Genomic DNA, 24,019 nt, shown 5'->3' on the forward strand with positions numbered 1-24,019 from the left:
CTGCCGTAACAGGTGGGAGAGTAGGTCGGTGCCGATTTTTATACAAGCCTCTTGGTTCACGCCAAGGGGCTTTGTTTGTTTAGGGACCTGGCTAAATGGCTAATGGTTGTATTGTGAAATGGTTAAAGGGGCTGGATAACCACAGGGTTGCACAGAGGCGCACGGAGTAGTAATGACTCTGTGAAACGCTGTGCACCTCTTTGGTTTATATTTAACAATAAAACAATAAAACCATTTAACAATTTACCAATCAACTAAATAACCTTCTGCCCCCAACCACTCTAAACCCGATTGTAATGGAAAGCCCGGAGCCAGGCGCTAGCTCTTGTGTCGGGGAGGCGAGGACTTGGAATGGAAAGCGGGACTATTGGTAGTGTAATGTACTAGACCGGGATTTTCTTTTATTTGTAACCTATTATTTGCAACGTCTATTTCTTGACCAAAATCATTTTATTTTATAACCGCCTGTCAGACCTTTCATTGAAATTATTTTACGCAATCGATTACGTTAATTTTTATACCAGTTAGTCGCTTTCTAAGTATTAATTTGGCGGTTGTATTATTCAAGATGCCTTTTTATGAAGATTTTGATTGAACCAATCATTAACCCAAAACCTTATTAACATTGAATTTTAAAATACAAACCAGAGCTATTCTACTGCTAACATTAATCTCATTAATGTCAAATCTGGAGGTAAATGGTACTCCAGTGCAAAGCGAAGTAAGAATAGAAAATCAACCTGATGCAAAAGTTGTTAAGGTTCAAAAGATCAATTCTTCTACAGTAGAGGTGGTATTCGCTAATAATGAGATTTTAACCATTGATTTTTACGGAGAAAATATCTTCAGACTTTTTAAGGATAGTTCTGGAGGACTTATTCGGGATCCGGAAGCTCAACCCGAGGCCAAAATTTTGGTTGAAAATCCAAGAAGGCCTGTTGATAAGGTTAATGTCACAGATATTAATGATAAGATTACTATTACCTCTAAGGTTGTTTCAGTTTTAATTGATAAGAATACTGAATTGTTTAAAGTCATTAATCTTAAAACTAATACGGTGGTAATGGAAGCTACTTCACCGGTTACGTTTGATAAGAAAGGTGTTGTATTGTCTTTAAAAGAGTATCCGCAAGAATATTTTTATGGTGGAGGCGTTCAAAACGGTCGTTTTTCTCATAAAGGAAAAACTGTTGCTATTGAAAATCAAAATAGCTGGACCGATGGAGGCGTAGCTTCTCCTTGTCCTTTCTATTGGTCTACTAATGGTTATGGCATTATGTGGCATACCTTTAATATGGGTACGTATGATTTTGGAGCAAAGGAGAAAGGTATTGTTAAATTAAAGCATGAAACCAATTATCTAGATGTTTTTGTGATGGTTGATGATAGTGCAGTTGCGCTATTAAACGATTTTTATCAATTGACCGGTAATCCGGTTTTGTTACCTAAGTTTGGTTTTTATCAAGGTCATTTGAATGCCTATAACCGCGATTTCTGGAAAGAGAACCCTGATGGGATTTTGTTTGAGGATGGCAAGAAATACAAAGAAAGTCAAACGGATAATGGAGGGATAAGAGAATCGTTGAATGGCGAAAAAAATAACTATCAGTTTTCAGCTCGTGCGGTTATTGATCGCTATAAGGCCCATGATATGCCATTGGGTTGGATTCTACCTAATGATGGTTATGGTGCCGGGTATGGTCAAACCGATAACTTGGATGGAAATATTCAAAATCTGAAAAGCTTTGGTGACTATGCGCGTAAAAATGGTGTAGAAATAGGCCTGTGGACGCAGTCAGACCTCCATCCTAAAGCCGAGGTTGCTCCTCTATTGCAACGCGATATTGTTAAGGAAGTTAAGGCTGCAGGCGTTCGCGTACTTAAAACCGATGTGGCATGGGTTGGTGCCGGTTATTCTTTTGGTTTAAATGGCGTGACCGATGTGGCGCACCTGACTCCTTATTATGGAAATGACAGTCGTCCATTTATTATTTCGCTGGATGGTTGGGCAGGTACGCAACGTTTTGCAACTATCTGGAGTGGCGACCAAACTGGCGGCGTTTGGGAGTATATTCGTTTTCATATTCCAACTTATATAGGTTCGGGTTTATCAGGTCAGCCTAATATCACATCAGATATGGATGGTATTTTCGGTGGGAAAAATGTAGCAGTTAATGTTCGCGATTTCCAGTGGAAAACCTTTACACCTATGCAGCTAAATATGGATGGCTGGGGTGCTAATGAAAAGTATCCGCAAGCGTTTGGTGAAACAGCTACCTCTATAAATCGTAATTACTTAAAGCTTAAATCGGCGCTCTTACCTTATTCGTACAGCATTGCTAAACAAGCTGTAAACGGTTTGCCGATTATGAGAGCAATGTTCCTGGAGTATCCGAATGCTTATACTCAAGGAGCCGCAACTAAATATCAATATTTGTATGGACCTTACTTTTTGATTGCTCCAATTTATCAGGCAACGCAGTCTGATGATAAGGGTAATGATATTAGAAATGGTATTTATTTGCCTGAAGGAGTTTGGATTGATTATTTCTCGGGAGAAAAATATGATGGGAATAGAATCATTAATTGTTTCGATGCACCTATTTGGAAATTACCTGTTTTTGTGAAAAACGGAGCAATTATTCCCATGAGCAATGCAAGCAATAATGTTTCTGAAATCAACAATAAAACTCGTATTTATGAAATTTATGCCAGCGGGAAAAATTCGTTTACCGAATATGATGACGACGGTGTAACTGAAGCCTATAAGTTGGGTGCAGGTTCTTCAACCCTGATCGAAACCCAAACGGACAGCAAAGGTAATGCGCTAGTTTCCATTCAGCCGATGAAAGGAAATTTCGAAGGTTTTGTAAAATCAAAAACTACTGAGCTTAGAATTAATGTAACTGAAAAGCCTAAAGCTGTTTCGGCAAAAGTTGGCAAGCAACAATTGAAACTTTCGGAAGCAAAATCGTTAAGTGATTTTAATCACTCTGAAAACGTTTATTACTATAATGCTTCACCCAACTTTAATCAGTTTGCAACCAAAGGAAGTGAATTTGAAAAAACAACTATCACTAAAAATCCACAGTTTTTAGTAAAATTAGCTTCAAGCGATATTACTGCCAACGCCACTACGGTAGAAATTAAAGGTTTTAAATTTGAACCTACTGATAAACAACGCGTAAAAACCGGTACACTTTCAGTTGCACTCAATGCTAGAGTATCTGATAAAAATGCTACCGCTTATACTTTAAAGCCTACCTGGACTAAAGCTGCCAATGCCGATTATTATGAGATTCTGTTTAATGATATTAATTACAGCACGATAAAAGATACCGTGTTAGTATTCGAAGATCTGTCTCCTGAAACTACCTATGCTTTTAAAATTCGTTCGGTAAATAAGGACGGTTATTCAAGCTGGGAACAGTTTAGCGCATCCACCAAGTCAAATCCTTATCAATTTGCCATTCCGAATATTTCTGCTGAATTAACTGCAAAAGACCAGGAAGGTGGAGCGATTTCAAATCTTTTCGACTTTGATGAAAGTAGTATGTGGCATACCACATGGGATGGAAACTCAGTTCCATTTGATATGATGCTGGATTTAAAAACGGTTAATCACTTAGATCGATTTGACTATTTGCCTCGTAATGGAGGTACTAATGGCATTCTGTTAAAAGGCAGCATTTACTATAGCAATAATAAAGAAACCTGGACTGCTGCCGGTACTTTTGATTGGAAGAGTTCGAACGACTTAAAAACATTTGCTTTTAATGGTCAGCCTAGTGCACGTTATATCAAAATTGCGGTTACTAGTGCCGTTGGAAATTTTGGTTCGGGCAGAGAATTATATGTATTTAAAGTTCCAGGAACCGAAAGTTATTTACCGGGTGATATTAATAACGACCGCTTAATTGATGGTAATGACTTGACTTCTTACATCAACTATACCGGATTGAAAAAAGGTGATGCTGACTTTGAGGGATATATCAGTAATGGTGACATCAATAAAAACGATATTATCGATGCGTATGATATTTCTGTAGTAGCTACTCAATTGGATGGTGATGTTGATGCTACTAATACTGAAAAAGTTGCGGGACGTCTTGAGCTACGAGTTCCAAAACAAGACTATGGAAAGGATGAAATCATTGAAGTTACTGTTAAAGGCATGAACCTGATTTCTATAAATGCGCTAAGTTTTGCCATTCCTTATAATGCTCAAGATTATGAGTTTGTTGGATTAAATCAGTTGAATACCAAAGAGATGGAAAACTTTACTAAAGATAGATTACATACTGATGGTAAAAAAGTGCTGTATCCAACCTTTATTAATGTTGGTAAAAAGGAAGCCTTAAAAGGCTCTCAAGATTTGTTTGTTTTACGTTTTAAAGCGAAGAAAAAAATTAAGTTCGATCTTAAAGCAACAGGAGGCTTACTAATAGATGCGAAAATGAATTCAGTTAAGTTTTAAACAATATTTATAAAAACTGCCGGTAATTAATTTTACCGGCAGTTTTTTTATGGTCTGAAGTTCAGTTTTACTGACAGTTTATAAAACTCAATTTTGATTGGCTAGATAATCAATAATTATAAATAGTGATTTGAAGGCAATCATATTACCTTCAATATTTCTTTTTAATAACTCTAAAATAAGAGTGAATTCATGTAGCAGTAACAGAGAAATTAAACTTTATATACCACTCTAAAACTATCAAACTTGTAGGGTTTTGATTATTTGATTCGTAATTCCTCCGAATAATTTAGTTTCTTTGTAGCTAGAGCCTAAAGCAAAAGCCGAATGATAATTGCAATCAGCATTCTTTTATTCATTGTTACGTATGCACTTGCAGCCGTATGGGCCGAACGTAAAGTTTCAGCTTTTATTCAGGACCGTTTAGGGCCAATGGAAACTGGAAAGTTTGGTTTGTTGCAAACTGCTGCGGATATTTTAAAGCTTATACAAAAAGAAAATATTATTCCTAAAGCAGCCGATAAGTGGCTGTTCGTTATTGCTCCAATAATTATTTTCGTATCCGTTTATATGGGTTTTGCGGCCATTCCATTAGCTCCTGAGATCATTGGTACTGATTCGAACTTGGGTGTATTTTATGTTCTTGCCATTATATCAGTTGAAGTTGTGGGTTTTTTAATGGTTGGTTGGGGCTCTAACAATAAATATGCACTTTATGGCGCAACACGATCTGTTGCGCAGATCGTTTCGTATGAAATCCCAGCAGGTATTGCAATTATTTCAGCTGTTATGTTGGTGCAAAGCTTAAGTCTGCATACTATCTCATTAAATCAGGGGATTTTAGCAACAGATACTATTAAGTTTTTAGGCTTCTGGAAAGTAAATGAGGTGGGCGGAATACTTGCCTGGAACATTTTCCAGGCTCCACATATGTTTATCGCTTTCCTGATTTATTTTACCGCTTCATTAGCTGAATCAAATCGAACACCGTTTGATATTCCGGAGGCAGAATCAGAACTTGTTGCGGGGTTTCACATTGAATATACCGGAATTCGTTTTGCCTTAGTCTTTTTAGCAGAATATGGAATGATGTTGTTAGTTTCGATGGTAGCAGTGGTGTTATTTTTAGGAGGATGGAATACTATTTTTCCAAATATTGGCCCGCTTAAACTCGCAACCTGGACAACTGGAGCTTTATGGGGCATTTTTTGGATAATGAGCAAATCACTAATGTTAGTGTTAGTGCAAATGTGGATTCGTTGGACATTGCCGCGTTTTAGAGTTGATCAATTAATGGGTTTTGGTTGGAAAGTACTTACTCCTGCTGCCTTTGCCTGTTTGTTTATTTCAGGTATTTGGCGATTGCTGGTGATGTAGAAAACCACCCACCTAAACAAATGTTTTATAAATAAGGGATTCCCAATTAATCAGATATAAATTGAAAAATAAAGGTTCAACTATTATTAGCGGAATTGGTTCCGTACTGAAAGGTATGGGACTCACCATTAAGCACATTTGGGCAGCCAGAAATGGCCGTAAGTTTGATGGTGTGGCTAATGATAATTATTTTGAACAGCAGGAGGGTATAGTTACCATTCAGTATCCTCACCAGGCAATTCCTGTACCCGAAATAGGTCGTTACCAGTTGGATGTGGCAATAGATGATTGCGTAGTTTGTGATCTTTGCGCTAAAATATGCCCCGTCGATTGCATTACCATCGAATCTATTAAGGCGGTTGAAGATATTGGAAAAACATCCGATGGAACCACAAAACGTTTGCATGCTTCTAAGTTCTTTATTGATCATGCAAAATGTATGTATTGTGGCTTGTGTACAACGGTTTGTCCAACCGAATGTATTATTATGACTAGTGAGTACGATGTTAGTGTTTTTGACATTAATGAAATGGATCGTAAATTTTCGGTAATGACCGAGCAGCAGGCTGTTGAAAAGCAATTAATGCTCGATAAGTTTAATGAAGAGCGCGCTGCAGCAAAAGCCGCTGCAACTAAGAAAGATTAAGTTAACTAGTAGATTTTAGCATTGTTAAAGGCGATTTTTTACATTCTAAGTTTTATAACCGTTGCTTCCGCAATTTATACAGTTACCTGCCGGAATTTAGCCCGCGCAGTGTTCGTGTTTTTTACCACGCTTTTTTGCTTAGCCGGTATTTATGTTTTTGCTTTTGCCGACTTTATTGCCATAACACAAATAATGGTGTATGTGGGCGGAATCGTTATTCTTATGCTTTTCGGTATAATGTTATCAAACCGGAATGTTTTTGCTGTTTTAACTGATCCTAAAGCCGAAACAAAGTTGTTTCCAATAAATGTTATAGGTGGAATTCTTTTGTCACTGGTTGTACTTGCAGGTCTACTCTCTATTGTGTGGTTGGCTAATGTGGGACAGCTATCATGGATAAAACAGAATACTCTTGAAAATATTTCTTATGTAGGAGGCGAAAACTCTGCTCATGTGTTGGGCGTGAATTTTATGACCACTTATCTGCTTCCTTTTGAAGCTATATCGGTTTATTTATTGGCAGTTTTAATTGGAGCGGCATATTTGGCTCGCAGAAAGAGGGTGCGATAATGTTAAACGGAATACCTTTAGAACATTTTGTGATCGTAAGCGCTGTTTTGTTTAGCGCCGGCTTATTTTCTGTTTTAAGCAGAAAGAACGCTATTATGATTTTGATCGGTATTGAACTGATGATCAATGCCGGTATCTTAAACCTGGTTGTATTTGGTGCCTTTGACAAACAAAAGAACGAGGGACAAGTATTTGCTCTATTCGCAATTGTTTTGGCAGCAGCAGGCGTGGCCGTTGCCCTTGCGATTATTCTAAACGTTTATCGACAGTTTAAAACTGTTGAACCGAATCAGGTGGAAGAAATGAAATATTAGTAATTGTTGCAAGTAGAAAGTATAAAATTGATTGAAACACAACATATCACAACTGTAATAGGAGCTGCATTAGGAGCATTGCTTTTGCCTCTGCTGTCGTTTTTAATTATTGGTTTCATTAAGCCGCGCAAAAGCGACTGGCTGTCTATTTTCTTTTCATTTGTAAGTTTCTTGCTTTCGGTGTATTGCTTTATCAATACCTGGAATTCCGAAATTCATCATTTTACTTGGCAGTGGTTGAATACAGGTGTTATAAAACTTAATGCAGGGATTAAGATCGATAATTTATCGTCGTTAATGCTGGTTTTAGTAACCCTTATAACCACATTGGTACTTATTTATTCTACCGAATACATGAAGGGCGAAAAGTATTATAACCGATACTTTGCCCATTTAAGCCTGTTTATGTTTTCGATGTTAGGCGTTGTGTTAGCTGATTCGCTTTTACTCATCTATATCTTTTGGGAACTTGTAGGCTTTTCTTCATACCTTTTAATTGGATTTTGGTTCGATCGTGATTCGGCTGCTGCTGCAAATAAAAAAGCGTTTATTGTTAACCGAATAGGAGATATTGCATTTTTTGTGGGCATTATGATTTTGTTCACGCAGTTTCGAACACTGGACTTGAGTGCTTTATTTGGCACTGCTGGTAAAGCAGGGTTAATTCAACAATCAGTGGTTGAAAACGGAATGTGGAAATTTGTTGATGTATTTGGTCAAGCTAAAACACTTGATTCCTGGATGCTTACAGCAGCAGGTCTTTGCATATTCGCAGGTGCGGTTGCTAAATCGGCTCAATTCCCTTTACACGTCTGGCTGCCAGATGCCATGGAAGGTCCAACTTCTGTTTCGTCATTGATCCATGCTGCAACAATGGTAGCCGCAGGTGTTTACTTAACCGCCCGTGTTTATCCATTGTTTAATCCCGATGCGCTAACGGTTATTGCGTCAATTGGTGCCTTCACGGCTTTTATGGCGGCTACAATTGCCCTTACCCAAAATGATTTAAAGAAGGTGTTGGCATACTCTACGATCTCTCAGTTAGGATTCATGATTGCCGCATTGGGAATTGGCGCCTGGCAGGCCGCTTTATTTCACTTGGTTACCCATGCGTTCTTTAAATGTTTACTTTTCCTAGGTGCCGGCTCTGTAATTCATCAGCTTCATCATGTTCAACATAAGCATCATCTCGATTTCGATCCGCAAGACATGCGTTTAATGGGTGGATTGCGTAAGCAAATGCCGGTTACATATCTTGTTTTATTAGTTGCGTCTCTTTCATTGGCTGGTTTGCCACTATTCTCGGGTTTCTTATCAAAGGACCTGATTTTAATAGGAGCATGGTCAGGGGAGAAACCGGGCTCAACTATCGTTGCCGTTCTTCTTTCGGTCACTTCAGCATTAACGGCTTTTTACATATTCCGAATGATCTTTAAAGTGTTTTGGGCTGAAAATCGTCTACAAAAAACAGTTGAAAATATTGATGTAAGTGTGCATGAATCGGGCAAATCCATGACTATTCCAATGGTGGTTTTGGCAATATTTTCCCTTTTCGCAGCTTTTAGTATCAATCCTTTACATGGAACTCATTCATGGATTTATGAAGGATTAATCGTTCCATTAAATTCGTTTAGTCCTAAAATTCAGTATATGGAATTTGCCGAAAGTTGGGTGCCAATTATAACGGTAGTTCTTGCTGTTGCAATGATTTTAGTAGCAAGATTCGCTTACTATAAACAAAAGATGACGTTTCTTTCGAAACAGAGTTTTCTTTATAAATTCTCTTATAATGCATGGTATTTTGATAAGCTGTATAATTCGGTTATCGTGAAGTCTGTTGTGCTGTTGGCTAACTCTATCCGATGGTTCGATACCAATATTGTTGATGGATTTGTTAATGGCACAGCTAGTGTTGTTCAAAGCTTATCTGCAATTGTTGACTGGATCGATCGTAATATTGTAGATGGTTTTGTAAATGGAATTGCAGCCTTAGCTGGCCGTTTGGGCAATCTGATCAGAGGTTTTCAAACCGGACGAGTCCAACAATACATGGCATTGGGTGTTTTTGGTTTGATTTTAATTATAGTTTTGAGTTATATTTTTTGATAAATGACGCTTAGTATACTCATTTTTCTTCCTATTGCTTTTATGATACTGGTGGCACTGCTGCCTTCATCATTAAATCATACATTTAAATACATTACACTCGCTGTTTCAATTGTACAATTGATAATAGCAGGATTTATGTACACCCACTTTAATCATTCGCTACCAGGTGTATTCAATGAGCAAACTTTTCAATTTGTTGAAAAGCACTCATGGATAAACCTCAACCTGGGAACTTTGGGTAAACTCCAGATCCAATATTTTTTGGGTGTAGATGGTATCAGCATTGGACTGTTAATACTCTCGGCTTTTGTTATGGCAATCGCCGCTCTGGCTTCATGGGAAATAAAAACAAATGAGAAAGGATATTTCTGCTTGTTTTTATTGCTCAATGCCGCAATTATGGGCGTTTTCAGCGCGCTTGATTTCTTCTTGTTTTATATCTTCTATGAATTGATGTTGTTGCCGCTTTATTTCCTAATAGGTATTTGGGGAGGAGCGAGAAGAGAATATGCATCAATTAAGTTCTTCTTATATACCTTATTGGGATCGGTTTTCATGTTGTTGGTTATTATTGGTTTATATTTTTCAGTAAAAGATCCAGTAACCGGAGCCCACACTTTTGATATGCTTTCAATGATGAACCCCGCCAATTATGTTCAGGGTTCAGTATTCGATATTCATTCTTCAACCCTATTGTTTGGGGTGTCGCCACGTCTCTTAGCATTTGCCGTATTGTTCATTGCATTTGCGATTAAAGTACCAATTGTACCATTACATACCTGGTTGCCGGATGCACACGTAGAGGCACCAACACCAATCTCGATCATTCTGGCCGGAGTATTACTTAAGATCGGAGGGTATGGAATAATCCGGATTTGTATGGGTATTTTCCCAGATGGAGCGATCTACTTTAGCTGGGTTATTGGTTTAATTGGCGTGGTGTCGATTATTTATGGAGCGATGAGCGCTTTAGCTGCTTCTGATTTGAAGAGGCTGATTGCTTATTCGTCAGTTTCTCATATGGGCTTTGTGTTGTTGGGAATTGCTTCGTTAACCGTTGAAGGTATTAGTGGAGCGATGTTCCAAATGATCAGCCACGGTGTGTTATCGAGTATGTTATTCTTCCTGGTAGGGGTTATTTACAATCGCGTTCATGATCGAGATATAGCAAACTTTCGGGGATTGTACTCACAAATGCCAACTTATTCGGTGTTTGTGTTTATTGCCTTTTTTGCTTCACTTGGATTACCTGGCTTCTCGGCTTTTATTGCCGAAGCATTCTCGTTAATTGGCGCATTTAACTCTAACTCAATTCCTCGGTGGATGGCAGTTGTCGGTGCTGTAGGTATTTTGCTTGGGGCAGCTTACTTTTTATGGACCTTACAACGGATGTTCTTCGGGAAAACCCGTTTTAAAGGTGGAGAAGAATGGCAATCGCAACTTTCGGATGTTAATACAAGAGAAATTATTGCTTTAAGCCCAATGGCCGTAGTTGCGCTTGTTTTGGGTATTATGCCTTTCTTGTTTTTTGATATGAGTAATTCGGCCATGGTTGAACTTGTAAATTCAACATTGAAAAGTGGAAGTCTGCATCTTGAAACCTTAAGTAAATTATTGAATTAAGGATGAAGAACTTTGTAGAGATTATTCAATCATCAATAAATGATACCTTAGGAAGCTGGATTTACCTTTTGCCCGAAATCTCTCTAGCTTTCATTTTTATTCTGATGATCATTGCCGATTTGTTTTGGGCAAAAAGAATCAAAAACCTGGTGGCAATCATCGCTGTTTCAGGTCTTTTTATTGTATTTCTCGAAGTGATTGATCAGTTTATCCTTATACCTCCTCAGGGTGTGGTCTTATTTTCGGCAATGATAAAGTTAAGTACGGCAGCTATCTGGTATAAGGTTTTGATAACAATTTCCGGATTGCTGGTATTGCTTTTTTCTCTGCGTGATTTTCAACTTAGAAATACGGAAAAAGGCGGAAGTGAATACTATAGTTTGGTGCTGGTGGTAACTTTAGGCTTAAACTTTATGGTGATGGCCCAAAATCTGCTGATGATCTATTTATCGATAGAGTTCGTTTCTGTTTGTTCTTATATTTTGGCCGCTTATCTGACCGGGAATAAACGTTCAGAAGAATCGGGCATGAAATACGCCTTGTTTGGTGCTGTTGCCTCTGCTGTTATGCTTTACGGAATGTCGCTGTTATACGGTTTTACAGGGACTCTTGATATAACCAACCAAGCTTTTTATAACGGATTAGCTTCTATAAATCTGATGAGTGCTTCCGTTGCACTCTTATTAACATTGGCCGGATTATTTTTTAAGATCTCCGCATTTCCGATGCAAGTTTGGGTGCCTGATGTTTATGAAGGAGCTCCAACTCCTATTACCGCATTTCTTTCAGTTGCACCTAAAGTGGCTGGAATAGCATTGCTCATTACCTTTATAAGGGCTGTAAACTCTGGTGGCTCTCCTTCAGGATCAGTCTTTTTGGCTTCTACTGAAAATCTGTTGGCAGCGCTTGCTATAATAACCATGACTATAGGTAATTTCTCGGCATTGTGGCAAACCAATGTAAAACGTTTGATGGCTTATTCGGCCATTGGTCATTCAGGTTTTATTTTGATGGGTGTTGCTGCCTATTCAATGACTGGGCAAAAAGCCATCCTGTTTTTCCTTTTTGTTTATGCACTGGCTAATATTGGAGCGTTTTTGGTTATTGGTTATTTCTCAAACGTCTTCCATTCAGAAGAACTAGAGGACTATAAAGGGATGGGGATGAAATATCCGTTGGTTTCAGTAGCAATGGTGATCTTTCTGGTGAGCTTAACAGGCTTACCGCCAACCGCAGGTTTTGTAGGTAAGTTCTTTATTTTTTCCGCTGCCATTGAGGCCTATATGCTAGGAGGAAACGTGCTACTGCTGATCATGGTCGTTTTTGGTGTGGTAAATACGGTGGTTTCCCTTTTCTATTACTTTAAAATTCCATTGAACCTTTATTTGCGAAAAGCCAAAACAGAGATCTCACTTGATAAAGGAAATCTGCTTTTTTCGGTAATTATTATTGTTCTGGCTTTATTTACTTTGTTTTTAGGAGTTTTTCCCAACAAACTAATTGGATTGATCAATTTTTAAGGAAAGAAGAAGTTATTTTAATTAAGTGATATTTATCATTTTACAAAAGTGCTTCTTTCAATAATTTTGCATAAAAGAATAAGTGTGTACGATGCAGAATAGCCCAGAAAAAAAAATAGCTACCTTTTTACTTAATCAAACAGTTTTAACATTAGCCGTAAGCGAAAATAGTTCGCTGTATTGCTGTATGTGTTATTATGTGTATCATCCTGAAGAAAACATACTTGTTTTTAAATCAAAAGAGTCCACAAAACATATTCAAATGGCACTTGAGCAAACTAAAGTTGCCGGTGCAATCAGGCAAGATGTACTTGATAAAACGCATATTCAAGGAGTTCAATTTAATGGCGAAGTATTAATTGAGCCTGAAGAAAACTTGCATAAGCGTGCTAAAAAGGCCTATTATGATAAATATCCTTTTGCTAAAGTTATAGCAGGCACTGTTTGGGTCATCAAACTCGACTATATGAAGTTGACCGAAAATAGGATAGGAATTATGAGCCACAAGGAATGGTCTGCAGCTGTCTGAAATTTTTAAATTTTCTTTAGAGCTTGATATTTCAAAATTGAATTAGCTATTTTTCTCCGCTGCTAAAATTTAAATAGCCTAGATCAGCTAATGTACAGAGTTCAAATTTTCCTTGTTACCATTTTCTTGCTTTTCACGGTTTCCAAAGCGGCTTTTGCCCAGGAAAAATATGTGCTAAAAGTCGTTGAAATTGTTAAACCTTATTCAGCGGGTGCTGATACTATTTATCATTCTTCAGATTATCAGCTTAAATGGAATGATTTTGTCGCTAGTGATAATCAGCAGCTTCCCTTTGCCGCAATGACCAATAGTGGTTTTGGTTACAAGTGGGCAACCTCATTTGAAGGAAACACCACTATAATTACTGTAACCATGGTTACTTATTTTATCAAAAGTAAATCCTGGGTGAAAGCAAAGGCCAAAGGAACGTATGAACTATCGCACGAGCAGCTTCATTTTGATATTACCAAAGCCCAATCATTACGATTTAAAGAGGAATTGAGCAGTTTGAATTTAAATGAGCATTACGCACAGGCAATTCATCAACTCTACCTAAAATATTTCAGGGAACTGAAAAACCTTCAAAATCAATATGATCAGGAGACTGATCATGGCTTATTGAAAGAGGAACAGAGGAAATGGGCGCAGAAACTACAATCATCTGATAAATAGTTGACTGTACATAGAGTTGGTAAGAAATCCTTGAAGATTTCTAAAGCTTGTCAAGGATCTTTCTCAAGGAATTATAGATTTCATTGTCATTGTGATATTTTGGGAATTTAACGTAATGAAATTTTGTAGGTAGATCAAAGTAGTTCATTCCTGTTAAATCCTTTGCAGTATTTCCTACACATATAACTATTTTGGGTTCTAACAGTTTAATTTCATCATGGATAAGCTTACTGCATCTCTCATTGCTTTCAAATCTTTTTGAGTCAGCAATGTAAGATCTTTCAGTAACAGATGTTTTTATATTAAATTTTTCCTGAATGTTACGATAATGACTATTAGTCCACCACTTGCCCTCTCCGCAAAATTTATTAATAATTTCATCATTTTGGGTTAGCCATAAATGCGCTAATACTGTAATACTAAGTTTGTCATTTGAAGATAGACTTCCTTCAAAATAAAATATGAAGTCAGCTTTTCCAGATTCAATAACTTTCTGACCAAGAAATGGTAAATCAAGGTTTCTAGCCTTCTTATTGTTTAAATAATTTTCTTCATTGTTAGTGATAAAAGTTCTGTATTTAAGGTAAAACTTTTTTAAATAATTAAAGTCATCTAAATGGTATATAATATTTTTCTCCTCCTCCCTAAGAAAATCTGAATTAATATACAATCTATGTTGGTTATGTAAATTTCCTAAAGATTCCGATAAATCTTGTTTCATAATAAGGCAGATTTAGAACAATGTAATAAATTATAATTTATTTATCTCTTCAACTTCGCCATAGCCCTTACCGGAAATGTTCCTACTCCTTTAAATTTTGGAGGTATGGCACTGAAAGTAAAACCATCATCAGGTAGAAGATAGAGGTTACATAAATGTTCTACGATCAGAATTTCTGCTCCCAGTAAAGTGGTATGTACTGGTCTTGATCGACCATTGGTGTCATCAATATTGTGGGAGTCAATACCAACCAGTTTTACATTACAATCTCTTAAATAGAGTGCGGCTTGTTCCGTTAAATGTGGGTGATTTTCATAATACTTTTCTGTATTCCAGTTTTCATCCCAACCTGTGTGAATCAGAACAGCTTTGTTTCTTACTTCATAATTCCTTACATGCGATTCAGTAATACTCAAAGTTTCTGTATACGGTACCCTAATTACAACTGCATTCAAATCTGTGAATGCTTCCAATCCAATTTCCGAGAAATCCTTGCCACCTTCAAACCGATGAAATGGACAATCGATATAGGTGCCGGTATTGGTAACCATTTCAATCTTGCCGATCTGAAATTCGGTACCAGGGGCATAAAACTTGCGCGAATCTTCACGGCTTAAATAGTCACAAATAATAGGAGCCGGAAGTCCTTTGTAGGTAATTAAACCGTTTTCAATGGTATGACTTAAATCGATCAGGTAAGAGTTTTGGGTTGTTTCGTTAATGGGCTTTCTTTTATGCGGTTCGGAGATAATCTCTTTGTTCAAAATTTTAGTTTCACCTACCATCAACAAGCGCATATCCTCGACAAGGTATTCAACCAAAGCTTTGTCAGAAATATCATCTCCGGCAATATCAAGTTTGAAGTCTTCTCCTTTAATGCAACCTCCGTTGGTGAAATAAATCTCGAAATCAAATTTTACTCTTTTATTCATAAGTGCTCTTTATGATTTAAAGATAACTCATTTGAAGATTAACTTTCCTTTTTTAACTGAGGTGCAATGAAGGTGATAAATATGGCGATGATGGCAATTGAACCGATTGCCCAGCGTAAGCTTGTAGCATGTGCAATAAAGCCGATTACCGGCGGGCCGAGCAAAAATCCTAAAAATCCAATACTCGAAACGATGGCAATGGCAACGCTTGGCTGCATTGTTTTTGATCTTCCTGCCAAACTATACGTTACCGGAACTATCGCTGAAACCCCTAATCCAATTAAGAAGAAACCAAGGGTTGCCGTAGGCAGAGTTGGGAAAACCGTTGATAATAGTAATCCGCTTGCGATGGTGGCTCCTGATAGTTTTAGGATATTAACCACACCAAAGCGTGTAATTAAACTATCGGCGGCAAAGCGTCCACCAGCCATACTGAACATAGCAGCGATATATCCTAATCGTACAAGGTTTTGTGGCGGGTTGATCACTTCTTCAAAATAAACACTACTCCAATCGAACATGGTGCCTTCGCAAACCAGCGATCCAAAGGCAATTAAACCCAGTATGAAAACTTGTTTATTGGGTAGCTTGAATTTCTTTCGTTGCTTTTTTTCAGTTGAATCATTATGTGCGCTGCGTTGTTCATCACGAGGAAGCACGGAGCTGCTCATGGTAATTAAAATGAGTAAAGCAAATAGTAGAATGATGCAGAAATGTAAAAATGGGCTAATGTATAGTGCTACCATCAGGGTGCTGATTAAGCCGCCCATAAATCCGGCCAGTGACCATAAGCCATGAAACGAAGCCATAATACTTCCTTTATAGAGTCTTTCAACACCTACAGCTTGGGTGTTAACCGAAATATTAAACAGATTGGAGGAAATACCAAATAAAAACAGCCCCATTGATAGTTGCCAAACGGTAGAGGCCAGGCCCAAAAGTACCAGCATAGAAGGATAAAGAACTGCGCCTTTCATCAGGATGTTTTTGCTGCCGAACTTACTCACCAGCCACCCTGAAAGTGCCATTCCTGTCATTTGTCCAATAGGAATAAAAAACAGTACTCCGCCAAGTTCTGCTTCGTTCATGCCCAAAGCTTGTTTAATATCTGGAATTCGGCTGGCCCAACTTGCAAACACTAGTCCATAGATAAAATAATGGGCCGCCACCGAGACACGGTACCATGATTTCGGGCTTTTATTTTTTAAACTGAGTAGTAGAGCTCCTCCCATATGACAATTTACTGGCTATGCAAAAATACTCAAATGAAATTGCTTGTTAATAATGGTTTTTTGCCCTTTTATTCTGAAAAAATATATAAAAGTTAGCATTGAAGTTCTTTTTATGGAATCGTGATCAATGGTAAACTGCTTTTATTTACCTTAACATTTTCTATTTTTAAGTATGCTGAGTTATTGGGAACATACTTCATTTATTCATTACGATTTTATTGTTATAGGTAGCGGCATTGCCGGACTTTCAACGGCCTGTTGCTTAAAAGAACGATCGCCTGAATCTTCAGTTTTGGTATTGGAACGGGGTGTTTTTCCAACGGGAGCCAGTACAAAAAACGCTGGTTTTGCCTGCTTTGGTAATGTGGGAGAAATTACCGATGACTTGCGGCATCTACCCGAAGAAAAATTATTACAATTATCAATCGACCGTTGGGAAGGATTGGGCCTGCTCCGAAAACGACTGGGTGATAAAGCAATTGATTTTCAACAAAACGGAGGTTATGAACTCATCCTTCATACGGATCCTGAGGTTTATCGGGATAATTACCAGGCAAGTATTGAACGGGTGAATGATCTTTTCAGGGCCTATTTTAAAATAGATGTTTACAAAGAGGATAAAGAGGCGCTTAGCCGGTTTGGATTTAACAGTTCAATAGTGAAAGCAATGATCTATAATTCGTTGGAAGGTCAGATCGATACAGGGAAGATGATGACTTCGTTGTTGAATTATGCTCAACAACTTGGGGTTAAGGTTATATCAGGGGCCGATGTGATGGATTTAAATGAAACTCCTGCCAATGTGGAGGTGACCGTTAAGAATCATGTTTTAGGGGATAGCTCTTACCTGAAGTTTAAGGCTCAGCAAGTAGCTATTTGCACTAATGCTTTCAGTAAACGATTTTTTCCAAATGCCGATCTCGAACCAGGCAGGGGACAAGTGGTTTGTACTTCTGAAATTACAGATCTGCCGATTAAAGGCACTTTTAACTTCACGGAGGGTTATTATTACTTCCGAAATATCAACAACCGCATTCTATTTGGCGGTGCCCGCAATATCGATTATGATACGGAGACTACCGATGAATTTGCTCTTACTGATATTATTCAGCACAATCTGGAATATTATTTACGAGAGATGATTTTGCCTGGTCGAGCGTTTACGATTGATTATCGCTGGTCGGGGATCATGGCTTTTGGAAAAGAACTAACTCCTGAAATTATTAAATCCGGAGATCGCATTGTTGCAGGATTTCGTTTCAACGGAATGGGGGTTGCTTTGGGAAGTAAAGTGGCCGAACGGCTATGCGATTTGCTGCTAACGTAATTTAATTATCTTTGCTCCCAAAAATTAGCCTAATGAGGGCATTCTTCTGCTGTTTACTATTTACATTTTTATTTTTTAGCTCACCAGGCTATTCTCAATCAAAGGATTCTTCTAAAGTAGTTCAAAAAGATCTTTGGGATATTGTTTCTCCTAAAAAGGTGGAGTCTATTGAAGAAGAACAAGCACATAAAATTCAAAAAGGCTTGTTGCCTTATGCTTCTATAAATCCGGCAACGGGTGTTGAATTTGGTGTGTTTGGTAATTTGGCTGCTTATTTTGGTGATCATTCCACCACCAGGATGTCGAATATGACAATGGGCGCTGCTTATACTACCAAGAAGCAGGTCACGACCAATCTTCGAACAATGATTTTTACCAACAACGATAATTGGATTTTAGTAGGCGATACCCGTTTTTACAAATATTCACAATCCACTTATGGGCTGGGTTCCAAGAGTCAGGTTAATGCCCAAGTACCAATGACTTTTAATATGATAAGGTTCTATGAAACGGCATTACGTAAGATCTACAAGAACCTGTATGCAGGGGGAGGGGTTAGTTACCAGCGCCATTATTCAATTGGGGGCTATACACCGGTAGAAGTAAATGAAGGAACCCCGGTTTCATCAGATGCTTACTCCCTTTATTGTTATAATCATGGTTTTAATCCCAATGAGTATACTTCGGCAGGTGTGAACTTATCTGCAGGTATCGACAGTCGGGATAATATTATAAATGCTTATAAAGGTATTTACACCCGTGTTTCCTATTTTATTTATGGAAATTTCCTTGGAGGCTCGAGCAAATGGCAAAATTTGTTCACGGAGTTTAAAACCTATCTTCCACTGGCTAAAAAGCACAATCAACGTTTGGCATTCTGGTATTATGGAAGTTATTTGGTAAACGGTAGGGCTCCTTATATGGAGTTGCCTTCCATTGGATGGGATACTTACGGAAATTCGGGTAGAGGTTATGTTCAGGGTCGCTTCCGAGGCAGCTCAATGGTTTATGCCGAAACAGAATATAGGGTAGATATTTCAAAAAACGGTTTGTTAGGAGCTGTTGCTTTTTTAAATTGTTCTACTACGAGTAATGAGGATACAGGAGACCATTTGTTTAATGCTGTAAATCCGGCAGGGGGACTGGGGCTAAGAATTAAATTGAATAAAGTCTCGCGAACCAATATTACCATTGATTACGGAATAGGTAAAAACACCAATGGGTTTTATCTTAATGTTGGAGAAGCATTTTAACCTAATTGTTTTTTGCTACAATCAACTTATATTTTAATTGATTTACCGAGTATAAATGGTTCGTTTTTTTTAAGGAGTAAATAAATAAAGTGTCGTAATTACCCGAAATTTTCCAGGCAAAGGGCGTGGATTCATTTTTTGTAGCCAGATAAAGAATGTTCTTGTGAGCTTTATTAGCCAGTTCTATGCAGTTTACGGCGCACACATTGAATTTTTCGAATTCATCCAAACCTGAAAGTGTACCATCATAATGGAAAACAATATTTGAACGAGTGGAATCCTCTGCCTTGGCATATGTATTACTCAGGGTATTTTCGTTTATGGCCCAGTCAAATGTACTTGAAACATCCTCCCCAGATTGTAAGTATTTCGCCTCCGACTTCTCAAAAATGCAATCAGGACGATCCTTTTTTGGGTTTTTGGAATCTGAAGTTTTTAAACTTAAATGCTGAGTAAATTTATCATAAACAAAAACTAAAGGCTGATTGCTGTTTTGGTAAACCAGCAATGTGTCTAATCCCACTACTTTAATCGGAACCTTTTTTATTTTTTTTTCATAGTTAAGCACCAATACACTGTCCTTAAGATCTTCAGAAATGATCAGTTCTAAAAAGGGCGGATACTTATTTATTGAATGATAATATTCTGAATTTCTCTTTATGTACATCTCATCCATATAGTCTTTACATAACCAATTTCCATAAAACTGCGAAAACGAAATAGATACGGTATCGGCAACAGCGAGGGTTGATGTCTGTTTTGGTCGGTTATTACAGCCGAAAAAGAAAAGTAGGACGAGGATAAAATAGAGATAATGAATTTTCATAAATTTAGAATGCGTCTAAAATTACGAATCAAAAGTTTAAAATCGAGTATGAAAATGATACCAATACAAAAAAAGCTGAATTTCTTCAGCTTCCATTTTTATTGTTCTAAATTTCCGTAAACATTTCCTATTTGCAGATCTTTGTCAATTACGCTTTGCCATTTAGGCACAAACTCATTGGCAAAAAAAGGAGTTTCGGTTTTTAAACAGGCAATTTCAATTAAATAGTCTTTTTTGCGCTCGTTAAGAATAAAGCGAGCAGTCTTCTTATCATCGTATTTAAAAAGCAAAATGTTTTCGCGTTCAACAATACACTCCGCATCAGGTTTACGGCAAAGTTTAAATACGATCTCTATATTCTCTATTACTTCTTGCATTTCAGTTTATTCTAGCAAGCAAAGATGCTGAAAAAATTTCATTGCCAAACATTCATCACTCCATTGAACATTGATTGGTAGATTTTCTAACAGAAGGGAGAGCTGATCTATTTGGGTTTTTATAGCAATCTCAGCTTTTAAAACAGGAATATAACCAGTAAAGTAACAAGTCGGATATGTATGCCTGCTTCCGACTTCAGCTTAAAAAACGTATTTTTGCGGAAATTTTTAAAAACTGATAAAAGTGGTAAAAGTAGGATTAGTTCAGATGTCGTGCGTTAAAGAGCCGGCCCTTAACCTTGAAAAGGCAATTACTAAAGTTCGTGAAGCTGCGGCTAAAGGAGCTCAGATTGTTTGTTTACAAGAACTTTTTACTTCATTATACTTCTGCGATGTTGAAGATTATGAAAACTTTAAACTGGCAGAACCTATTCCCGGGCCTTCAACAGATGCTTTGCAAAAGGTTGCTGCCGAATTAGGAGTGGTTATCATAGCCTCTTTGTTTGAAAAGCGCACCCAGGGATTGTATCATAATACTACAGCGGTTATAGATGCCGACGGAGCCTATTTAGGGAAGTATCGTAAGATGCATATTCCTGATGATCCGGCTTATTATGAGAAATTCTATTTTACTCCTGGCGATCTGGGTTATAAAACCTTTAAAACCAAGTTTGCAACAATTGGCGTTCTTATTTGCTGGGATCAATGGTATCCGGAAGCTGCCCGCATTACTTCATTAATGGGAGCGGAGATCCTATTCTATCCAACCGCTATTGGATGGGCTACTTCGCAAGATGAAGCTACCAATGCCGAGCAATATAATGCATGGCAAACCATTCAGCGTTCACATGCAGTGGCAAATGGTGTTCCGGTGGTGAGTGTAAACCGTGTGGGGTTTGAGCAAGATGGTTTGATGAAATTCTGGGGCGGATCATTTGTAAGTAATCCGTTCGGTTCGTTGCTATATAAGGCCTCACATGAAGAAGAAGAGGTTGCCGTAGTTGATATTGATATGGCAAAAAGTGACAGTTACCGCACACATTGGCCGTTCTTACGTGATCGCCGTATCGATAGCTATCAACCGATTACAAAGAGATTTATTGACGAAGATTAATTTTTTAACCGCAGAGGGCGCAGAGTTGCACAGAAACTTTTCAGTGTTACTCTGTGTAACTCTGCGGTTTTCTATAAATTTAACTTAATGGAAAAACACTCATTCCCTGCCGGCTACCATTTTCCTGCCGAATGGGCAAAACATACCGCCACTTGGTTGAGCTGGCCGCATAAAGAAGCTTCATGGCCTGGTAAGATTGATAGCATTTATCCTATTTATGCCCAGTTTATTAAGGCTGTCACTGAAGGGGAGCAAGTTTGCATCAATGTTAATGATGAACAAATGCAAGCTTTTGCAAAGACTCAACTTGAAAAACAGGGAGTAGATCTTTCAAAGATTTCCTTTTTTATTCATCCAAGTAACGATGCCTGGTGTCGTGATCATGGTCCTGCATTTTTGATCAATCCAACGGAAAAGAAAAAGATCATTGTTGATTGGGGCTATAATGCATGGGGAGATAAGTATCCTCCGTATGAATTGGATGATGTGATCCCAACGCGTATTGCCAAGCATTATGATATTCCTGTTTACTATCCGGGTATTGTAATGGAAGGTGGCTCGGTTGATTTTAACGGCGCAGGAACTATTTTAACAACAACAGCATGTTTATTAAACAAGAACCGTAATCCTCATTTAAACCAGGGGCAAATTGAAGAGTTCTTGCATAAGTATTATGGCGCTGAACAAGTATTGTGGTTAGGAGATGGAATTATTGGTGATGATACCGATGGTCATGTGGACGATATCACCCGATTTGTAAATGAGGATACAGTAGTTACCGTTGTTGAGCACAACAAAAATGATGAGAACTACGAGCCGTTGAAAGAGAACTTAGAAGCGCTACACAAAATGCGATTGCTAAATGGCAAGCAGTTAAATGTAGTTGAATTGCCAATGCCTGAAGCGGTTATTTATGACGACACTCGATTGCCGGCTTCATATGCTAATTTCTACATTTCGAATGCTGCTGTTGTAGTGCCAACTTACCGTAGTAAAAATGATGATATTGCTTTGGATATTCTTACCAAGTGTTTCCCTGATCGTAAAGTTATTGGGTTGGATTCAACCGATATTGTCTGGGGTCTTGGAAGTTTCCATTGCTTAAGCCAGCAAGAACCGGCTGTGTAAATTACGTTTGTAGTCCATAGTTAACAGATCATTATGTGGCTTTTAGCTATGGACCATTGACTATGGACTATGGACCTTTTTTAATGCAACATTCAAAAAAATCAATCCCAAAAATATTTTTCAACCTTCTTGCCAAAATTGGTTTGGATGGGTTTATACTTGGAATTATATCAGCCATTGTAATTGCCAGATTTTTTCCAGAGCCTGGAGCTTATGAAGGCCAATGGTCGTTAAAGTCTTTCGCTACCTACGGAGCTTCACTTATTTTTTTCTTCTACGGATTAAAACTGAACAAAGAAAAACTGATCCATGGTTTAAGTAACTGGCGCCTTCATTTAATGGTTCAGTTATCAACCTATCTGATTTTTCCGCTTGTTGTTTTTACATGTTTCAAACTTTTTGCTACTCAAAGCGACAATTTAATATGGGTAGGGGCTTTGTTTTTATCCGCCATACCCTCAACTGTTTCTTCGTCGGTAGTTATGGTTTCAATCGCCCAGGGAAATATTCCGGCTGCTATTTTTAATGCCAGTATTTCCAGTCTGGTGGGTGTGTTTTTAACGCCTTTTTGGATAAATATTTTCTTCTCTTCCGGATCTCAAGGTTTCGATATAGCAGATATTATTTTGAAACTGATATTTCAGGTGCTGGTTCCCGTAATATTGGGCTTACTGCTAAATAAACATTTTGGCAAATTTGCTGATAAGTATAAGGCCCAATTACGTTATTTCGACCAAAGCATTATTTTATTGATCGTTTATACTTCCTTCAGTGAATCTTTTAAGCATAAGGTATTTGAGGGATATCAGGTGGCAGAACTTCTTTTATTAGGACTTTTAATGGTTGGCCTTTTCTTTTGCGTGTATTTTCTGATCTCGGCAGCTGCTAAAGCTTTTACATTTAATCGGGAAGATCGGATCACAGCCGTTTTCTGCGGATCAAAAAAATCATTGGTCCATGGAACTGTTATGTCGAAGGTGATTTTTGCCAATAGCCTTTCACTTGGAGTTATTCTTTTGCCGCTCATGATGTATCACGCATTGCAGCTGGTAATATGCAGTTTTATTGCCCAGCGAATGGCGAGGCACCATGAAGCCAATTAAGTATATAAACTTTATAGAGTGCTATATCTTGATTTTCAGCAAGTTGCTTTGTATTTATTCTTTTACATCTTGAAGACATTTTAAATCAAACTAATCTTTCATTACCCTGTTTCTTCTATAAATAATTAGTATTTTTGCGACCTTAATTTTGGAGCTTTCCAGAGGAAGA

The 24,019-nt window shown here is 37.8% G+C and carries 20 protein-coding genes; 15 read left to right on the forward strand and 5 right to left on the reverse strand.

The genetic code is table 11. From position 1 onward, the window contains the following. Positions 1 to 679 precede the first annotated feature (679 nt). The 10 genes from C3K47_RS16230 to C3K47_RS16275 all read left to right on the forward strand — a co-directional run bounded on the left by C3K47_RS16230 (position 680) and on the right by C3K47_RS16275 (position 13,837). Complete coding sequence (locus tag C3K47_RS16230; RefSeq protein WP_103790218.1) at positions 680 to 4,477, forward strand: TIM-barrel domain-containing protein; 3,798 nt, start codon at positions 680 to 682, stop codon at positions 4,475 to 4,477. Positions 4,478 to 4,804: 327 nt separating this feature from the next. After that, positions 4,805 to 5,854 (forward strand): complex I subunit 1/NuoH family protein, encoded by a 1,050-nt coding sequence (locus tag C3K47_RS16235; RefSeq protein ID WP_103790219.1) that lies wholly within the window; start codon positions 4,805 to 4,807, stop codon positions 5,852 to 5,854. A 61-nt stretch (positions 5,855 to 5,915) separates the two neighbouring features. Further along, the gene (locus C3K47_RS16240) at positions 5,916 to 6,500 is read left to right on the forward strand and encodes a 4Fe-4S binding protein (RefSeq protein WP_317043041.1); all 585 of its coding nucleotides are present in this window, start codon (positions 5,916 to 5,918) and stop codon (positions 6,498 to 6,500) included. A 21-nt stretch (positions 6,501 to 6,521) separates the two neighbouring features. After that, positions 6,522 to 7,070, forward strand: a complete 549-nt coding sequence (locus C3K47_RS16245) for an NADH-quinone oxidoreductase subunit J family protein (RefSeq protein WP_165784721.1) — start codon at positions 6,522 to 6,524, stop codon at positions 7,068 to 7,070. Beyond that, positions 7,070 to 7,384 (forward strand): NADH-quinone oxidoreductase subunit NuoK, encoded by a 315-nt coding sequence (nuoK, locus tag C3K47_RS16250; protein WP_103790221.1) that lies wholly within the window; start codon positions 7,070 to 7,072, stop codon positions 7,382 to 7,384. Before C3K47_RS16245 ends, nuoK begins: the two co-directional genes overlap by 1 nt. A 27-nt stretch (positions 7,385 to 7,411) precedes the next feature. Beyond that, on the forward strand, positions 7,412 to 9,490 hold the full coding sequence (gene nuoL / locus C3K47_RS16255) for an NADH-quinone oxidoreductase subunit L (RefSeq protein WP_243392569.1): 2,079 nt from the start codon (positions 7,412 to 7,414) through the stop codon (positions 9,488 to 9,490). A gap of 3 nt (positions 9,491 to 9,493) precedes the next feature. Continuing rightward, the gene (locus C3K47_RS16260; RefSeq protein WP_103790222.1) at positions 9,494 to 11,116 is read left to right on the forward strand and encodes a complex I subunit 4 family protein; all 1,623 of its coding nucleotides are present in this window, start codon (positions 9,494 to 9,496) and stop codon (positions 11,114 to 11,116) included. A 2-nt stretch (positions 11,117 to 11,118) separates the two neighbouring features. Next, positions 11,119 to 12,636, forward strand: a complete 1,518-nt coding sequence (locus tag C3K47_RS16265) for an NADH-quinone oxidoreductase subunit N (RefSeq protein WP_103790223.1) — start codon at positions 11,119 to 11,121, stop codon at positions 12,634 to 12,636. 91 nt (positions 12,637 to 12,727) lie between these two features. After that, positions 12,728 to 13,165 carry a hypothetical protein gene (locus C3K47_RS16270; protein WP_103790224.1) on the forward strand — a complete coding sequence of 146 codons (438 nt, stop codon included), beginning with the start codon at positions 12,728 to 12,730 and terminating at the stop codon, positions 13,163 to 13,165. A gap of 90 nt (positions 13,166 to 13,255) precedes the next feature. Further along, positions 13,256 to 13,837 carry a hypothetical protein gene (locus C3K47_RS16275; protein ID WP_103790225.1) on the forward strand — a complete coding sequence of 194 codons (582 nt, stop codon included), beginning with the start codon at positions 13,256 to 13,258 and terminating at the stop codon, positions 13,835 to 13,837. A 40-nt stretch (positions 13,838 to 13,877) separates the two neighbouring features. Here the strand turns inward: C3K47_RS16275 and C3K47_RS16280 are convergent, their stop codons facing one another. From C3K47_RS16280 to C3K47_RS16290, 3 genes are read right to left on the reverse strand one after another with little or no spacing between them, the layout of a single operon-like run. Beyond that, a complete protein-coding gene (locus C3K47_RS16280) occupies positions 13,878 to 14,558 on the reverse strand; it encodes a hypothetical protein (protein ID WP_103790226.1) in 681 nt (226 codons plus the stop codon). Between the two features lie 41 nt (positions 14,559 to 14,599). Next, complete coding sequence (locus C3K47_RS16285; RefSeq protein WP_103790227.1) at positions 14,600 to 15,490, reverse strand: cyclase family protein; 891 nt, start codon at positions 15,488 to 15,490, stop codon at positions 14,600 to 14,602. 38 nt (positions 15,491 to 15,528) lie between these two features. After that, positions 15,529 to 16,722, reverse strand: coding sequence for an MFS transporter (locus tag C3K47_RS16290; protein ID WP_103790228.1), 1,194 nt, complete (start codon positions 16,720 to 16,722; stop codon positions 15,529 to 15,531). A 172-nt stretch (positions 16,723 to 16,894) separates the two neighbouring features. Between C3K47_RS16290 and C3K47_RS16295 the strand changes: the two genes are divergently transcribed. Both C3K47_RS16295 and C3K47_RS16300 read left to right on the forward strand, forming a co-directional pair. Next, positions 16,895 to 18,049 (forward strand): NAD(P)/FAD-dependent oxidoreductase, encoded by a 1,155-nt coding sequence (locus C3K47_RS16295; protein WP_103790229.1) that lies wholly within the window; start codon positions 16,895 to 16,897, stop codon positions 18,047 to 18,049. Positions 18,050 to 18,081: 32 nt separating this feature from the next. Further along, the gene (locus C3K47_RS16300) at positions 18,082 to 19,302 is read left to right on the forward strand and encodes a BamA/TamA family outer membrane protein (protein WP_103790230.1); all 1,221 of its coding nucleotides are present in this window, start codon (positions 18,082 to 18,084) and stop codon (positions 19,300 to 19,302) included. 1 nt (position 19,303) lies between these two features. Here C3K47_RS16300 and C3K47_RS16305 read toward each other — a convergent pair whose 3' ends face one another. Together C3K47_RS16305 and C3K47_RS16310 are read right to left on the reverse strand one after the other, a co-directional pair. Further along, positions 19,304 to 20,128, reverse strand: a complete 825-nt coding sequence (locus C3K47_RS16305; protein WP_103790231.1) for a hypothetical protein — start codon at positions 20,126 to 20,128, stop codon at positions 19,304 to 19,306. A gap of 98 nt (positions 20,129 to 20,226) precedes the next feature. Further along, complete coding sequence (locus tag C3K47_RS16310) at positions 20,227 to 20,505, reverse strand: hypothetical protein (RefSeq protein WP_103790232.1); 279 nt, start codon at positions 20,503 to 20,505, stop codon at positions 20,227 to 20,229. Between the two features lie 238 nt (positions 20,506 to 20,743). On the opposite strand from C3K47_RS16310, the gene C3K47_RS16315 reads away from it, so the two are divergent. The 3 genes from C3K47_RS16315 to C3K47_RS16325 all read left to right on the forward strand — a co-directional run bounded on the left by C3K47_RS16315 (position 20,744) and on the right by C3K47_RS16325 (position 23,850). Beyond that, positions 20,744 to 21,619 (forward strand): carbon-nitrogen hydrolase, encoded by an 876-nt coding sequence (locus tag C3K47_RS16315; RefSeq protein WP_103790233.1) that lies wholly within the window; start codon positions 20,744 to 20,746, stop codon positions 21,617 to 21,619. 87 nt (positions 21,620 to 21,706) lie between these two features. Then, positions 21,707 to 22,747, forward strand: a complete 1,041-nt coding sequence (locus tag C3K47_RS16320) for an agmatine deiminase family protein (protein ID WP_103790234.1) — start codon at positions 21,707 to 21,709, stop codon at positions 22,745 to 22,747. 83 nt (positions 22,748 to 22,830) lie between these two features. Beyond that, a complete protein-coding gene (locus tag C3K47_RS16325) occupies positions 22,831 to 23,850 on the forward strand; it encodes a bile acid:sodium symporter family protein (protein ID WP_103790313.1) in 1,020 nt (339 codons plus the stop codon). The last annotated feature ends 169 nt before the right edge of the window (positions 23,851 to 24,019 follow it).

The sequence above is a fragment of the Solitalea longa genome (assembly GCF_002920915.1).
Lineage (GTDB): Bacteria > Bacteroidota > Bacteroidia > Sphingobacteriales > Sphingobacteriaceae > Solitalea > Solitalea longa.